General features: G+C 52.3%; 17 protein-coding genes. 5 read left to right on the top strand and 12 right to left on the bottom strand.

Annotated features, from left to right (window positions below; all coding sequences use genetic code 11):
- Window positions 1-6: 6 nt before the first annotated feature.
- The 5 genes from IPI58_08610 to IPI58_08590 all read left to right on the top strand — a co-directional run bounded on the left by IPI58_08610 (window position 7) and on the right by IPI58_08590 (window position 3,751).
- Entirely contained in the window at window positions 7-498 is a 492-nt protein-coding gene (locus IPI58_08610; protein ID QQR68876.1) for a hypothetical protein, read from the top strand.
- A 12-nt stretch (window positions 499-510) separates the two neighbouring features.
- The gene (locus IPI58_08605) at window positions 511-738 is read left to right on the top strand and encodes a DUF2933 domain-containing protein (GenBank protein QQR68875.1); all 228 of its coding nucleotides are present in this window, start codon (window positions 511-513) and stop codon (window positions 736-738) included.
- Window positions 739-853: 115 nt separating this feature from the next.
- A complete protein-coding gene (locus IPI58_08600) occupies window positions 854-1,084 on the top strand; it encodes a hypothetical protein (GenBank protein ID QQR68874.1) in 231 nt (76 codons plus the stop codon).
- Window positions 1,085-1,228: 144 nt separating this feature from the next.
- A complete protein-coding gene (locus IPI58_08595) occupies window positions 1,229-1,513 on the top strand; it encodes a metal-sensitive transcriptional regulator (GenBank protein QQR68873.1) in 285 nt (94 codons plus the stop codon).
- 12 nt (window positions 1,514-1,525) lie between these two features.
- Complete coding sequence (locus tag IPI58_08590; protein QQR68872.1) at window positions 1,526-3,751, top strand: copper-translocating P-type ATPase; 2,226 nt, start codon at window positions 1,526-1,528, stop codon at window positions 3,749-3,751.
- A gap of 155 nt (window positions 3,752-3,906) precedes the next feature.
- On the opposite strand, the gene IPI58_08585 is transcribed toward IPI58_08590, so the two are convergent.
- From IPI58_08585 to IPI58_08530, 12 genes are all read right to left on the bottom strand, one after another.
- Window positions 3,907-4,146, bottom strand: coding sequence for a hypothetical protein (locus IPI58_08585; GenBank protein ID QQR68871.1), 240 nt, complete (start codon window positions 4,144-4,146; stop codon window positions 3,907-3,909).
- Complete coding sequence (locus IPI58_08580) at window positions 4,146-4,817, bottom strand: structural protein P5 (protein QQR68870.1); 672 nt, start codon at window positions 4,815-4,817, stop codon at window positions 4,146-4,148. The genes IPI58_08585 and IPI58_08580 overlap by 1 nt, the downstream gene beginning before the upstream one ends.
- A 15-nt stretch (window positions 4,818-4,832) precedes the next feature.
- Window positions 4,833-5,066, bottom strand: a complete 234-nt coding sequence (locus tag IPI58_08575; GenBank protein QQR68869.1) for a hypothetical protein — start codon at window positions 5,064-5,066, stop codon at window positions 4,833-4,835.
- 72 nt (window positions 5,067-5,138) lie between these two features.
- The gene (locus tag IPI58_08570) at window positions 5,139-5,975 is read right to left on the bottom strand and encodes a hypothetical protein (protein ID QQR68868.1); all 837 of its coding nucleotides are present in this window, start codon (window positions 5,973-5,975) and stop codon (window positions 5,139-5,141) included.
- Window positions 5,975-6,988: a hypothetical protein gene (locus tag IPI58_08565; GenBank protein ID QQR68867.1), complete on the bottom strand. Its 1,014-nt coding sequence runs from the start codon at window positions 6,986-6,988 to the stop codon at window positions 5,975-5,977. Before IPI58_08565 ends, IPI58_08570 begins: the two co-directional genes overlap by 1 nt.
- 10 nt (window positions 6,989-6,998) lie before the next feature.
- Window positions 6,999-7,730 carry a hypothetical protein gene (locus IPI58_08560; GenBank protein ID QQR68866.1) on the bottom strand — a complete coding sequence of 244 codons (732 nt, stop codon included), beginning with the start codon at window positions 7,728-7,730 and terminating at the stop codon, window positions 6,999-7,001.
- Window positions 7,731-7,739: 9 nt separating this feature from the next.
- The gene (locus IPI58_08555; GenBank protein QQR68865.1) at window positions 7,740-10,985 is read right to left on the bottom strand and encodes a phage tail protein; all 3,246 of its coding nucleotides are present in this window, start codon (window positions 10,983-10,985) and stop codon (window positions 7,740-7,742) included.
- Window positions 10,985-11,452 (bottom strand): peptidase P60, encoded by a 468-nt coding sequence (locus IPI58_08550; protein QQR68864.1) that lies wholly within the window; start codon window positions 11,450-11,452, stop codon window positions 10,985-10,987. Before IPI58_08550 ends, IPI58_08555 begins: the two co-directional genes overlap by 1 nt.
- Window positions 11,442-12,284: a DUF2163 domain-containing protein gene (locus IPI58_08545; protein QQR68863.1), complete on the bottom strand. Its 843-nt coding sequence runs from the start codon at window positions 12,282-12,284 to the stop codon at window positions 11,442-11,444. The genes IPI58_08550 and IPI58_08545 overlap by 11 nt, the downstream gene beginning before the upstream one ends.
- Window positions 12,281-12,880 (bottom strand): DUF2460 domain-containing protein, encoded by a 600-nt coding sequence (locus IPI58_08540; protein QQR68862.1) that lies wholly within the window; start codon window positions 12,878-12,880, stop codon window positions 12,281-12,283. Before IPI58_08540 ends, IPI58_08545 begins: the two co-directional genes overlap by 4 nt.
- Window positions 12,880-15,435, bottom strand: coding sequence for a phage tail length tape measure family protein (locus IPI58_08535; GenBank protein ID QQR68861.1), 2,556 nt, complete (start codon window positions 15,433-15,435; stop codon window positions 12,880-12,882). The genes IPI58_08540 and IPI58_08535 overlap by 1 nt, the downstream gene beginning before the upstream one ends.
- Complete coding sequence (locus IPI58_08530; protein QQR68860.1) at window positions 15,432-15,587, bottom strand: hypothetical protein; 156 nt, start codon at window positions 15,585-15,587, stop codon at window positions 15,432-15,434. The genes IPI58_08535 and IPI58_08530 overlap by 4 nt, the downstream gene beginning before the upstream one ends.
- Window positions 15,588-15,614 lie beyond the last annotated feature (27 nt).

Here is a 15,614-nt window from a genome sequence, read left to right as displayed (position 1 = left end):
ATAATCATGAAAACGTTTATACTGGGATTGTTAATAACTTTAACCACATTCATTCCCGCCATGGCAGCAGAGAATGGCCATGCGCATGATGGGGATTGGCTAAAACCAGCTGAGGCACAATATGTGTGCATGATGAACAATAAGGTCTTCGACAAGCCGCAAATTGCGATTGAGGTCGAAGGAAAGACCTATTATGGATGCTGTCCAATGTGTGCCGATAAACTAAAAAACGACATCTCTTTACGTACGGCAACCGACCCCGTGAGCGGAAAATCCGTCGATAAGGCTAACGCCGTTATTGGCGCGGATACGCATGGCATGACGTATTACTTCGAAAGCAAAGAAAACTTTGACAAGTTCGCTAGCAGCCCGATGCCGGAAATGAAGCATGAACATATAGAAGGTATGGATATGAAAGACGGCATGATGATGCATGAGGGCCCAAAAGATCTGAATCCATCCTCAAAGAACGATGAAAATCACCAGCAACACCATTAAGGAGGAAGCGTCATGCACCACAAAAAACATTACGCACATGACCACAAAGGGTTTTTATCGTGGATACTTTCATGGAAAGGTGTCGCTCTGATCTTGGCTTTGGCTGGTGTCAGCTATTATCTTTTGACCGCGCATCTGGCACATCTAGCGGTGGCGTTGCCTTATCTTATTCTGCTGGCCTGTCCGTTGATGCACATTTTTGGACATAGGCACGATCACGGCGACAAGAAGGAAGACTAATACGGCGTCCAGCCATAAAAATACTTTGCCTTTCTTCAGGGGCTGATGCTTTCAAAACGTATTATTGACTAGACGAATACCTCGTCTAGTCAACTCACTGAGAAAGAAGTCCATCATGATTAAGAACTTGTCTCTTACATCGCTTCGCTTCGGCGGGCTGCTGGCTATGACAGCACTCTTATCTGCCTGCGCCGCAACGACGACTACGACCGCCACCAATAATCAGATGCCTAAGTATAATAGCCAGGAATGCAAGCAAATGCGTGGACGAGGCGTGATCAATCTCGATCAGTACAAAAAATGCGTTTACGGGCAGCCTTTCGACACCATGAACAAAGCATCCTGATTAAACTTTAATTCCTATGGTACTTCCTTAAATGAAAGAAAAGCCTGCCGGAAAGCTTCGACAGGCTGTTTTTTTGGGGCTTGATTGTAGGATATTCAATACTATATACCCCTATAAGGTATACTAATTGAGCGGAGAAAGTCGATGGCAAACCTTAAACACCCGTCCCATGAAGCGGAGATCAAGCGTTTAAACCGTATTGGGGGCCAGATCGAGGGGGTCAAAAAGATGGTCGAAGAAGAACGCTATTGCCCTGAAATCCTCTCGCAGCTACGGGCGGTGCGTTCGGCGGTCAAAGGGATCGAAACGGAAATCTTGCGCCGCCATTTGTCGTCCTGTGTTGTCAGCGCCATGCAGGGCGGCGACAAGGCCAGCCGCCTTAAATCCATCGAGGAAGTGACGAGCCTGTTTTCAAAATTTGACGAATAAGGAATATCAGCCATGACCGATCATTCGCACCATCATCGCGAGCATCACGCGCCAGCAAAGAAAGAAATCCATGGATCTTGCTGCGCGATGCACGATCATCAACCCAAAAAACTCGCAACGAAGGCTCCGGCTGGAACGATTTACGTTTGCCCGATGCACCCGCAAATCCGTCAAGTTGGGCCTGGATCGTGTCCGATTTGTGGTATGGCGCTTGAGCCGGAGGTTATGACGGGCGAAGAAGGATCAAGCCACGAGCTGATCGACATGACCCGCCGTTTCTGGGTTGGCGTTGCTTTAACTCTGCCCGTTTTTGCGTTAGAGATGGGCGCGCACCTTACAAACATGCATTTTGTGACGGGCGCTACTTCCAACTGGATTCAAATGGCGCTGGCGACGCCCGTGGTGCTGTGGGCCGGAAAACCGTTCTTCGAGCGCGGCTGGGCTTCCATCGTTTCGCGCAATCTGAACATGTTCACGCTGATTGCCATCGGAACGGGGATGGCATGGCTTTACAGCATGATGGCGACATTCGCGCCGTATGTTTTCCCTGAAGGCTTCCGGCGTATGGACGGCTCGGTTCCGGTCTATTTCGAGGCCGCCGCTATTATCACTGTTCTGGTGCTTTTGGGACAGGTTTTGGAACTTCGGGCGCGAGAGAAAACGGGTGGCGCAATTCGTGCGCTCCTCAATCTGTCGCCCAAAATCGCACGGCGGATCAATGCTGATGGAACAGAGGAAGATGTGCCGCTGAACCATATACATGTAGGCGACCATTTACGCGTACGCCCAGGCGAAGCCGTGCCGATTGACGGTGTCATTATCGAAGGAAAAAGCGCCGTGGATGAATCGATGGTAACGGGTGAGTCCATGCCTGTTATGAAAGAGAAGGATGCTGCCGTGATCGGAGGTACCATGAACCAAACGGGCGGCTTCGTCATGAAGGCGGAGCGCGTGGGCGGTGATACGGTGCTTTCCCGCATCGTGCAGATGGTCGCCGAAGCGCAACGCAGCCGCGCGCCCATTCAGCGTCTGGCCGATCATGTTTCTGCATGGTTCGTTCCCACCGTCATGCTTGTGGCTATCGTGGCGTTTGTCGTCTGGGCGATATTCGGCCCGTCTCCGGCTTTAAGCTACGGGTTAATCGCGGCGGTCAGCGTTCTGATCATCGCATGCCCTTGCGCCCTTGGTCTGGCCACGCCGATGTCGATTATGGTTGGCGTGGGGCGCGGCGCACAGGCGGGCGTCCTGATCAAGAATGCCGAAGCCTTGGAGCGTATGGAAAAGATCGACACGCTGGTCGTCGATAAGACAGGCACCCTGACGGAGGGTAAGCCGAAGGTGACGAAGATCGTCGCCGTGGGAATATCCGAGGACGACCTTCTCTCCTATGCGGCATCGCTGGAACAATCAAGCGAACATCCTTTGGCGCATGCTGTAGTTGTAGCCGCCAAAGAAAAAGGATTGCCCATCGCCAAGACCGAGGAATTCGACTCCCCGACTGGAAAAGGCGTGGTCGGCAAGGTAAATGGCCATGCGATTGCGCTTGGCAACATCAAGATGATGGCCGAGTTAAAGATCGACGTAGCCTCCCTTGAAAAACAAGGAGATGAATTAAGACAAGACGGTGCGACGGTTATCTTTGCCGCCGTTGATGGTAAGGTAGCAGGGCTTTTGGCGATCGCAGACCCTATTAAAGAAACCACCCATCAAGCGATAAGAGAGCTGCGCCATGCCGGAATCCGCGTGGTAATGCTGACAGGTGACAATAAGACAACGGCGCAGGCGGTTGCCCGCAAACTAGAAATTGATGAAGTGGAAGCCGAAGTCCTTCCTGAAGACAAAAGCCGCATCGTCAAACAACTGCGCGAGCAAGGCCGCATCGTTGCCATGGCGGGTGACGGCACTAATGATGCACCAGCATTGGCTGCCGCTGATATCGGCATTGCGATGGGTACAGGCACAGATGTGGCCATGGAAAGCGCGGGCATAACCCTTCTTAAAGGCGATTTAATGGGCATTGCCAAAGCCCGTAAACTGTCCGAAGCGGTGATGAGCAATATCCGCCAGAACCTGTTCTTCGCCTTTATTTACAACGCGGCAGGTGTTCCTGTGGCGGCGGGGGTTTTGTATCCCATGTTCGGCCTTTTACTCAGCCCCATCATCGCGGCGGCAGCGATGGCTCTCAGCTCAGTGTCGGTAGTTGCAAACTCACTAAGACTACGAAAGATTAAGATTTAATCTATTTGCAAAATCTGAGTTGTTGTCGCAATAGAAAATAATCTTGTATAGCTATTGGAAACACCGCATCCGCTGGTACAACTTCAATTTCATCGGCCAACTTACGTTGAAACTCGCGGCTGTATTCTTTGATCGGTGGACAAACGCAGGCGGGGTTAGAGTTTACCCCTGCGCAGGCGGTCAACAAGCTCGCTACGATTACGGGGAGCATCCAGCGTGGCACGCAATTGAGCATCTTTAATCTCCAATGATTTTTTGAGTTGATCGACACGTTCAGCATTACGGCCAGCTTGGCGCACACCTAGTAGAACGGCACTGACCGACAATACCGCCACGCTCCATCCGATAAGGCGCAGGGCATTTCCGGAAAGCCAGGTTTTGATGATCGCCCACATTAGCGTAGCCCCTTGCGGTGATCATCGATACGCGCCCACAGCATCACGCCGATACCGATAAGCGTCACGGCCAACAGCAGCCATTTGGCAACTTCCAGGTACGGCACCAGTCCCACCAGCGCATCGCGTGCAGGATCTATGGTCTGCTGGACGGCTTCGACCACACCAAGGCCCGCCGTGGCGGCTGTGGCGGCCTGTCCGCCCTTGACGGTGCGAGTTTTCTGCAGACTGGGTGCTTCAGGTTCTACACCAGCCAGTACCAGCGCTTTTGTAATTTGGGCATCGGTATAAGGTTGCTGACCGTTTTCATGATAGATGATTGCCCTGGTGAGTAGAAAAAGATGGTCGAAGCGATGTAAATTGAGCGATTGGTCTTCATCCAACCCTGCATCTGCCGAAACTGACCGAACATAGGCATTGGTATTGTTTTCAACGGGAGGTGCCCAGCGACTGATAATTTGCCGAATGGTGTGCAGGCCGTGCTTGTCCTGATAGGTAATCAATGTGCGTGCCAAAGCTCGGATGCCGTAAATGGCGGATGTAAACGTAAAAAATTCTACATCTCCCTGGCGTTCCGCCAAGCCCTGCCAAGGATCACCATTGCGCCGGATATTGCCAGGGTTGTTATTGCGGATGCCACGTGGTGTACGCCCTTTTGTTTCTGCTGTCATGTCTCTCTCCTGTTGTCAGCGGTTGATAAAAAAAGCCTTTGAAAATTGTTCCAGCAGCGCACCGCAAATAGCACCCAGCGCCAGAACTACGGCAAACCCGCCTTTCCAGCGGTTAGCCATGCGGTCGAGATCAACCAACTTCGTATCCATGCCATCAACTTTTGTTTTCAGTTCAGTAATGGCCGTGGTCAGAGTCTGGACTTGGGCTTCCAGCCTGCCGATGGCACGAAAGTATTCTGGCTCTGTCATGGGCACATTCTCCTGTTCCCGCCTGTTGAAGGCAGGGTTGATATTGTTTGGACTCATGTGTTCTCCTCGTGATTATCCAGCGACGACAATCAGCATGCCGTTTTGGCCTCCGCCACTGGCAGGTGGTGTGCCGTTACGCCGAACGACTTCTATGGCCATTTGTCCAACCCTCATGTTCAGGGTAGATGGGCGGCGCAAAACCTCGATTGGCATCTGGGTAACATGAAGATTGGGTTGTGCAGGACGGCGAATGCTTTCGAGTGCAACCTGGCTAAAGCGCACTGTCGGATTGTTAACCAGCGCAAAGGTATCTGAGAAATCGACATAGCCAATACCTGCAGATGGGCTGCTACCGCTTGTTAGATCAGATCCATTGCCGCCATGCCACAAAGTTCCCGTCCGGCTGCTCGCGGTCACATTGCGGGATCGGTAGCCGATCTCCACAACAATGCGGTCACCTGCCAGCGCAGCAACAGCCAGTAAGGACTGTGCCGCCGTAAGTGCTTTACCAAGGGCTGTTGTTCCCCATTCATTGGTATTGGGGTCGGCATAATTTGCCAGAAGCGTACCACGTAAATTATCAGTGTCCCCTTGGGTAACGAATGCATGCAGATAAAATGCCATATCAGCATCGGCGGTAGATTCCTGCGCGCCTAACATCACATTTAGCGTACCGCCAAAAGTATGATCAGCAGAAAGCGGCGATGAAACCGCGCGGATAAGTAGGTTTTCGTAATCTGCTGTCGCGGTAGCTTCAGGTGACGCAACCGAGATGGGGCCGCCCATGCCAGCCAAATCCTGCGCTGTATGCAATCCACGCACGACATGATCAGTGGTCTTATCCCATGCCCCACGAATGGTCGCAGGCGTGTAACCACTACCCGACTTCGAAATATAGAGCTTTGTCATTATGCCTGAACCTTATACCCAAATTCAGCAGCATTGATCTGCGTCTCTGTCCATGCCGCAGATGTATTCGGGTTTTGCTCCCAGATATGGCGGAAAAAACGGTAATCTGTGCCAGGGGCAAGATCGCCCCCTTCATAATCAGTTGAAGCCAGTCGTGTGATCGCACGAAGGGTTCGGGATCCTGCATCATCTTTGCGTGCGCTCAGGGAAACTTGAACACCGAATACTGTCCCTGTGATACTGGGAAGATTAGCACAATCAAAACTGTCTTTGTGTCCCACTGTATTGCTGTAATTATAGGTACTGTCGGCATCAATCAGCGTGTCATCAACGTTTTCCCAGTTGGCCGCCCCACCTTGGCGACTAAAGTCGGCATAATTTCCTGCAGCATTAGGGCGTACCGTGTCGATACGGACATCACCGAGATAAGTATTATTCGTGCTACCCGCGCCATCGCAAATATAAAGATCGTCATATGCGACATTAACATCACGGCCATAAAAGATGATGCGGTTTGCTGTGGTGATTGATGTGGCTTGTTGTGTATCTCCTGTAAAAGATACCCAAACCTGTTCATTGACACGAACTTCAAATACACCGCCAGAATTAGCAATGGTCAAACGCACTTCAATAAAATTCCAACTACCGTTTGGAATGGAATTACTACTGGAGGCAATGAGCGTTGTACCACGATATAGCTGGAAAATTCCGGCTGATGTCAAATTGACGTAGCATTGCGTGTTGCCATCACTGTCATAGAAACGGATCACATCTCCCGTTTCATTGCCAAAAAGATACATAGCAAAGCCAACATACCATGTGCTTTGGTTATCCAACGTCAGGGAAACCCAATCCTGATCGTTGCGAATGCGCAGTGCGGTTGAGTCTGGTCGCCGACCCGTCGTTGGCCCTATGGGTGTGGATGTCGTAGCCTGTCCATAGCTGTTCCACTTTTGGTTTAGATCCGTAGGAATGGTGTAATGTTCAAACCCATCAATGAAGCGTAAAGTCATATTTTTCTCCTTAAATTCGAATGGCAGCGAGAGAGAAACCAACATCAGAAAGGGTGCTGTCTGCTGGGCTGGGGGCGATGATGGTAAGAACATCACCAGCAGCAAAATCGGTTGCCGTTGCCGCTGTAAATGTTGCTGTGCTGATTCCTGCCGCGAATTGCATCGTGGCGAATTGCGTACCGTTCTTGCGAATAGAAAACGTGGCGGTTGCACCAGATGCTGTTCCGGCTACACCCTGACTATTCGTTAGGCCTGCTGGGAAGCGTATCGCTCGTGGCAAGGGATACCGCAAAATGATGGATCCACCCGTAGGTATTCCCCCCAGCGTTCCACCGATATCGTATGGAATGCTCAAACCAGCAGAGGTTTCAGCGATAATTTGAAATGTCACCCCGTCGCAATAAAGGAGCTTTCGATCACCAACCGCGAATGAAATGGCTGTGCCGGATGGTGTTTTTACCGAAAGCGTAAAACCACCTGTTGTTCCATTCTCCACTATCAATAATTTTGGCTTAGCAGGAATAGTGATTGTTCGACCTGCCGTCAGCGTTCCAGAAAACTTCATGGACAGTGCACCAAGCATCTGGGCATCGGTGAGCACTGTGTCGACGTCAAGAATGGCAATATTGGTCAGCTGACAGAGTGCTTTATCCAGCGCATCAAAAGCAGCATTAGCTGTGACTTCTTTCTGCGCTTGATTGGCGGCGATATGCTCAATGAGCAGATTTGGGGTTGTTGTCATTTTCTATCCTTAAATTGTGACTTGTCTGACTTGACCGCGTCCAGCCACCACATTGATCTGATAAACGGCGACCGTGACTGCGCTCTGGATCGAGCCGAAATCGACAACCTGATCGGCGGCGCTATATGCAGCAATCGGCGTAGTGGCCGTGATCGTCCGCTTGACGGTGGTGCCGGATAAAATATCGACTTCATACTGTTCGGCAGCCTCAAAGACTGGCACATCAACCCCATCCTGCCATTCACCATACCAGCGCGTGCGCCTTTTCCATGTGATGGTTAAATTGCCACTGCCGTCACGGGCACCTTTGACTTGCACAGGGGAAAAGCAGCGCAAGCTATTACCTTTGAAAATAAATGGGATTGACGGCGCATCATCCCAATTACCGCCATCTGGAATAGCTTTGTAATAAGCTGTTTTACTGATTTCAGTTGAAGGCAGTGGCGCACGATAAACACCGTCTTCTGCCAAAACAACAAAACGCTCACCGATTGTATGTGATCCAACAGCCCATTCTGTACCGCGCCGACCACGCAACAAGCCTGAGAGTTCGTAAAGTCCACTGGCCAGCACATTGGCGTTGCGCCATTGAATAATTTCATCCCCTAGTAATGCCACGTTCGCCCAGTTAAGCACTTCTAGTGCAGTTTTGCTGTCCAACGTGCCTTGTGTCAGGGCGATCTGCACCTTGCTGGTCTCATCCCATGTCCAAAAGTTGGCGGTGCTTGGCAATAATGTTGCCGCCCACCCAAAAACAGGGCCATCATTACCTGTACTAAGAACCTCCCAGGATAATTCGTCTGGCGAACGATACATTGATGCACCGCTGACAGTTCCATCACGAAATCCGAACGCAAAGTAAACGCCAAGCGTATCATCTTCATATCGCAGCATCGGCATATCCATGAGTAACAGCGGAATCGGTCCCGCAATACTGATCGGCACGGTCGGCAGGCCACCGCCAGATCCAACTGCCGTTGAAAGATAAACAATCTCATCTTCGGCAACTGCTTCGCAGGACACGACGTTATTGGCACCAAAATCCACTTTGTTAAGCCGTACTTTCAATGAAATCTCATCAAGATTGACGGTCAGAACATCAGACGGATCCAGGCGCAACCATTTTGGTGGCAAGCTGAACTTATACTGGTTGCGTTCCACCCATGCGTTGAAGAGTGTGCGTTCCGCAATCTGCTTTGCTTCGTCTGGGGTCAGGGAAATTGAAATTTCTCTGGTCTGTTTTTCACGGGTACCAATCGCATCCGCGATGCGGGAGGCATGCTGCGTGTTCGGCTGATGATCGCGTGTCGGGTCTACATGCACAATATCCAGCCTTTGTGGTAATTCGATATCTTGCGTACGACTTTCCGAAAGACGGATCTGGTTACCCTCTTGGCCTTCTGCTGCTCCAAGATCGTCCCTGGGGACAATGGCGACAGAAACACCCCCGCGCGGCACGAAACGCAAAACACCATCCGTTTCCACCGCATCAATGAAATACGACCCCAAGAGCGGCTCTAGCGCCTCGCGGGCAGCCATACGGCGGCTGACGACATATCCGCGCAAGGATTGGCTTACGGCACTGGAAATGACACTGGTTGGAGCCATTCCTGCCTTCTGACAAATGTCAGATAGTACACCTGAAAGAGCTACCGCATCGTTTCCGTAACGCTCAAGTGGATATTTAAACATGCCATCATAGGTCATGATAACGGCGGAATGCGTGAATTTCTCATACGCGCCGCCAAGATGAGTGGCATAGGTCGGCGCAAAAGGCGTAAGACTGATCCGACGTTCTATTTGCATCGTAACGAGATTGAGCAGCGTAACCTCCATACCTGCTGCAGCCCATAGTTTTCCATTAATCGGCTGGTTCAAATCAGACTGAATGCCCCAGCCAGCGGGAATGGCAACATCGTCGCAATGGCCTGCATATCCGTTATCTGGATTCCACTTAACGACACGCTCAGCCAAACCAAGCGTGAAATAAATATGCCCTGTAAAATCATCCCAGAAAACGGTGCGCGGCAACTCGCCGTCCGTCCAGGCTGTGCTATTCCATTCGGTTAACTCACCTGTTCCCAGACCATTGGGAACAAAACGGCGCACGTAACCACCCGTCACCTGCCAATAACGACCATACGGATCATCACACATCGGGCCGCCAAATTGTACGGACGGAAAATAGTCCGAAAGATCAGCAATCTGTTTCAAGTTTGTGTCATATACCAGCCGTGTGCCGTAGCAGAAGATTTTATCCCGTCGCACAATGCCATTGACACTAAACGGTACTTTCGGGCTAGTGAGGGCCACAATACCAAGCGTATCTGGGTGACGTTTGACCAAGCGCATACTAACGGCGTAAGCGTCCGCCGCGTGATAATAATATCCTTGGCTATCAATACCGCACACATCGCCATAAACGTCATTGGCTCCAGGAAAAGCACCAGACCAGTTCGGATCTTCCAGGCCACGTTGCAATACAAGGAGATTGTTAACAACGTCATATTTAAAAATGCAATCTGATCCCGTTCCGATAAGCGTACCCCGCGCTTGATCTAAAATTCCCCCTTCAAAAGTCATCGAATTTGCGGGTGGTAGAATAAGCGCATCACTTTGCATGTCGCCATCAGCGACAACCTCGGCACTAATGTTCGGAATGCGATTCGCGAAATCTTTCAGCTGTAAATCCGTCAAAACCAGATAACAAAGTCCACGGTAAGCAGGTATATTCCCAGCGCCAAGATGCATTTCTATCGTGCTATCTGGCTCTTGTGTTTCTTCGCCACGATGAATGCGCACTACGCCAGGATATTTTTCTGTCGATTGCGTGTTTCCAGCGGTCGCATCGTAAATCACTTTTGTGTCCGCCCAGATCCGGCGCACGGTAGATACAGGACCAATACAGAGACCCACCGCGAAAGATGCCGAATAGCTATAAGTTGTCTGCGACGATTTCTTGCCGCCACCTTTACCGCCACTACTCTTCTTGACCGTTTTTGTTTCCTTAAGAGGCGTTGACCAGATGACGTTTCCTGAAATCCGCATCGTGCCGTAAACCAGCGGTATCGGTGCGCCGTAGGTAGAGGTTTGCACGGATAGATCATCAATGCGCGGGCCTTCGATGTTCTGGCCTTTGCCGCCACCGAACAGCAGATTTCCGAGCATAACACCGCCCAGCCATCCTGCGGACGCACCAATGCCAATAGCGGAACCGAGTGCGGATCCGACTACGCCGAGAGCAAGAACAGCCATCAGGCACCTTCCACAAAATAAGGAAAGCGATAAGCCGCCGAAATGCGTTGTTGCCAGCGTTCGTCAAGCCCATGCTCGACCACTTTACCGACACCTGAATAGCTATGAATGATACCGTGATCGGTAATCAGCGCAACATGCTGTGGCTCACGCCCCCATGCCATGAAATAGAAATCGGCAATTTGCACCTCATTCACAGGAATAGGCACAAACCAGCGGCTCAAAGCTTCGCGCATACGTTTGCTGTCCGGCATCATCGAATAATTGGCGTAAGACAGAGCTTCCGGCGAATTTGGATCATAATCCATCAGCTTATGCTGCATACCGATGGCTTTGATAAGGCCAATACAATCACAGGCCACGCCTTTGAGGGAGCCTTGATGACTAAACGGTGTACCAAGCCAGGTGCGTGCTTCCTGCACGATGTCCATACGGGTGCCAGAGAAGATTAAAGAGTCATTTGCCATCGGGATAAGCTAAAACCTGATCGTTGCCAGGGACGTTCGGTTCGCCCCTGAAATTTTTGACGTTGTTGTACCTGTCTTTGCAGGTAGAGAATTTCTTGTCGCAGCCAGGGCGCAAACTGTAGTTGTCGCCCACTGCTACTTCGCTCGACATAGGTAGGAAAAGCGTGAACGCACCACTGGCGAAGGCCTTCACCTCCATTTTACGGCCAAGATTTGCGCCGCTTGTCCAAGTCAGCAAACCACCGTTCCAGTGATTGACGGCCTCAGTACGCGATGTGTCGGTAAAACCGCGCCTGTCTGTGACGGCGGTAATTGCGCCAGTGAAGGTCAACGCCGCTAAGTTGACCTTACAGCGTGTATCACCGAGATCGGCGCGGCAGTCTGGCGTGTAAAGCTCAACGATCTGTTGCGAGAGGGCTTGTGAAAGCCCTCGCATCTCAGCGCGAAACACTGTGTCTTTAAGCTCTACTTCACCGATGGTACCGCGCTTCAGGATAATTTTGCCGTTGGCAAGGTTGCTCCAGTTAACGAGGAATATCTCGACCGTCGCACCATCCCATACGCCCGCGCGCAGATCGGCAGCGCTCAGGGTTTCACTATCTATGGCGCTCTCAATGTCCAGGTTATCCACCGCTAGGTTAGCGATGGTGTGGATGGCCGAGCGCGTATAGCCGGAGCGCGCCTGATACAGCAGGCTTTCCACGGTCAAATCTTTGTCGAAATCTGTAAAGCCAAATATCGACCCGTCGCGACGCGTGACCTTCCAACAGGTCGCAAGAGTGGTCGTTTCCCCTGCGATATGCGTGGCCAACGAGCTTCCTGCTGTTTTCATACACGTATCTCCACAATCGGAATGCCCGACCATTGGTGAAGGTTGATTTGTTCAATGGTGACGGCCATGCGGTCGGTGTCAAAGCGCACAGGAACGTCAAATTCATAATCAGCTGAAACCGCAACACCATTTCCTGGCGCGGTCGTGAAGGTAATAATTCCCGTGGTGGTGGTCACCGACCACCCCGACATCTGCTGCACGCCCGCAAGGTAGACTTTTACCGTGCCGGCCACGGGCTTAGTGATCGTGCGCACATCCGTGCTGCCGCCCGACGAATAGGTTCGGATCAACTGAAAAGTAGTGATCGTCCCGTTACCCGTTCCAAGAGCCTGGGCAGTCGCCTTATAATCCGTCCAATCTTTAAATCGAAACCCATGTGCGCGGCCTTTGCGGGCGCGGAAAAAAGCAATCAGCGTATCGAGCTGTGTCTGCTTCTTAAGACCGGACGCCACGTCCCATCGCCCGCGCGCCGCTGACCAGTTGATATTGCGCTGTTCATAACCAGAGGCCGTGGCAACGACGGACGTGGCAAATTCAGGCCCACCCGTCGCGCCATAGGCAATATCGTTCGGGAATTGGACTTCGTGGAAAGCCATTACAGATTCCTTTTGGCACGCTGGATCCCGCGCGCTGCTTCAGCCGTGATTTGCGATTGGCTCATGCGGAAGCTGCTGGCATCCGGCGTGGTGATATTCATGACGACGTTGACGGGTGATCCCATACGGGTGCCGTCCTTCGGGAGAACCACTTCACCGCGTTCCAGAATGGCGGGAATTTCCCCAGGCTTGAGACCCGCCACGCCGCCTGTGTGATAGCGGGGTGCGGTGGCGAACACATAAGCAGGCACGCGACGCTGTGGTGCGGATCCGCCGACTTCGCCACCCTCGTGAAAGATGCTGCTGAAAATACTATCCAAGAAACCGCCGCCGCCGCTTCCTCCAAGGCTGCTGCCGAGCATATCGAACAACGGCCCCGTGATTGATTTTTGTACGGCCATACGGGTGATATCGGCAACAATGGAATTGGCGAGATCGCCGAGCGATTGAAGGCTTTTGCCGCCCGACGTCACGAAGTCGACAATCGCGTCCTCGGTCGCTTTCATGCCTTCGGTGAAGGCTTTCTCGACAGCCGATGCTGCATCTTCGGCTTGTTCACGGTAATTACGGAAGGCGCGCAAGGCTCCGGCCTCGGCATCCTTGCGCGCGTCGAGGTGCTGCTTTTCAGCATTGGCAACGGCGCGGTTATAGGTTTCCTGGCTGATCGCCCCAGCATCAAGCAGATTTTTCAGGCGTTCCAATTCTGCGTTATAAGATTCCGTTGCTGAACGTGTGGCGTTGGTGACCTGTTCGCCGTCTTGTTGAAGTCTGTTCAGTTTTTGCTGAGCTTCGCCTTGATCGTAGAGGGCGGCTGCCAGTTTTTCGACTTCAGCACGCTGCGCAGAAGTGGAATTATCCGACAAGCGGCCAACAGCATCCTGAATGAACGCTGCCCGCTTATCGGTCAAGCGACCGAGTTGATTATTGAGATCCTCAACAACCTTTTGCGCTTCGGAATAAGCCTGACTATCAAAAATCTGCGCCGCCAGTTTGCGGGTCTGCGCACGCTGCGCTTCACTCGCATCTTTGGATAAACGCCCCACCGCCTGATCAATAAAGGCTTGGCGTTTATTGCCCATGCCGATCATTTGCCGCTGCAGATCATCGACCACTTTGCTATTGGTTTCCATGACACGGGTGGCGGCATCACGGGCGGGTTTTTCAATCGCTTCAATCTGACGGCGGGCGATATCTTCGGCTTGCTTAATGGCGGTATTCACTGTGCCCGCATTACTGCCGTCTTTTTCACGCAGGGCTTCGATGCGCTGCTTGGTGGTTTCCAGTTCTTTATTCACTTTGGCGATGCGATCAGCCGGATCGGTCGCCAGTTTATCAACCGCTTGATCCAGTTTTTTACGCTCACCGCTTAAAAGCTCGGCGCGGCGATCACGCGCCACTTGTTCTTGCGCGGCTTGTAGTTTTTTCTGCTCCGCTTCAAAGGCTTGCGCTTCCGCCCGTGCCTGGCCGATGAGCTTTTCAACCTCAGCCCGCAGATCAGCAACACGGCCTTCCTGCCGTTCAATCATACGGCCAAGATTGACCCCGCCGCCTGGAATGGTTTTGAAGTTTTGCAGGCGCGATAGCCGCTCTTCTTGTTCCTGCAGCTTAAGCCGTGCATCAACCAGCTGTTTGCCAACAGGATCGTCTTTGAGAAGATTGCGCATCCCCTCCAGCACTGACGACAGCCCATTTAGTGCCCCTTGCGCCGTGCCTGCCACAATGCCTGTCTGGCCGATATCTTCGAGCAGATTGCCCCAAGCATCGGATAAACGGTTGGTGGCGCCAATCAACCCCGTGGCCTCTGCCGCCCCAGCGCCGCCCACTTGCTGTTCCAGCGCATCGAGAATAACCCGCTGAGCTTCGGCTTGCTGGCCTGTTTCAACAAACCCGTCAATCAAATCCCGCTGGGTTTGGGTAAAGCTGATCCCGACACGGCGCAAAGCCGATAAGCCTTCGGTCGGGTTTTCAAGGGCTTTGCCCAGCTGAGTAACGGATGAGCTTAAATCCTGCCCAAACACCGCCGACATATCCTGCGCCAGCGTTAAAGTGCGGGTGAAGGTATCGCCTGCAACCGAACGGAAAGTTGCCAGCACGCCCGCCGCATTTTGCACCTGTTCGGCGGTGGCAAGCGTTGAGGCTTCAATCTCATCGGCAAAGCCTGCAATCTGTTTGCCTGATAACCCCGATGAATTGCCCGTGGCTTTTAGCACCGCAGAAAGTCGGTTAAAGGACTGCTCGGCCTCCGCCGCATTTTGTAAAGCGGCTTTTAATCCCAGCGTGACAATAGCCAAAGCTGCCCCGACAGCCAGACCTGTGGGGCCAATGGCGGATAAGGCTGAGCCAAGCGGCCCCAGATTATTGGTTAGCCCCGCAACCGAGCCTTTCACATCATTGGCGGCAGCGTTGATGGCGAGCAGTGAGCGTGAAGCAGGTTTGCCCGCTAGCTCAATTTTCTTGAGTGATTTTTCACCGCTCTCGCCAATATCGCGCAGCTCCGCCTTGACCTTACCGCCTTCGGTCACGCTTAAGCGAATGGCAAGGTTGCGTACGGTCATCGGTTTTTCATCTCGCTTGATAGTTTCTCATTAAAGGCACTGGTCATACCCGCTTCGATAGCGGATAAGAATTCTGCTGTAGCGCACGCATCATGGCCGAGCGATGCCGCAACTTGCAGCGCCGCCGAAAAGTCCATGCCGATGGCGACCATCTGACTGAGGCGCATTTGCCCGCCGCA

The sequence above is a fragment of the Alphaproteobacteria bacterium genome (assembly GCA_016699305.1).
GTDB lineage: Bacteria > Pseudomonadota > Alphaproteobacteria.
The sequence above is the reverse complement of the archived record's forward strand: the minus strand, read 5'-3'. Positions and strand labels throughout refer to the sequence as shown.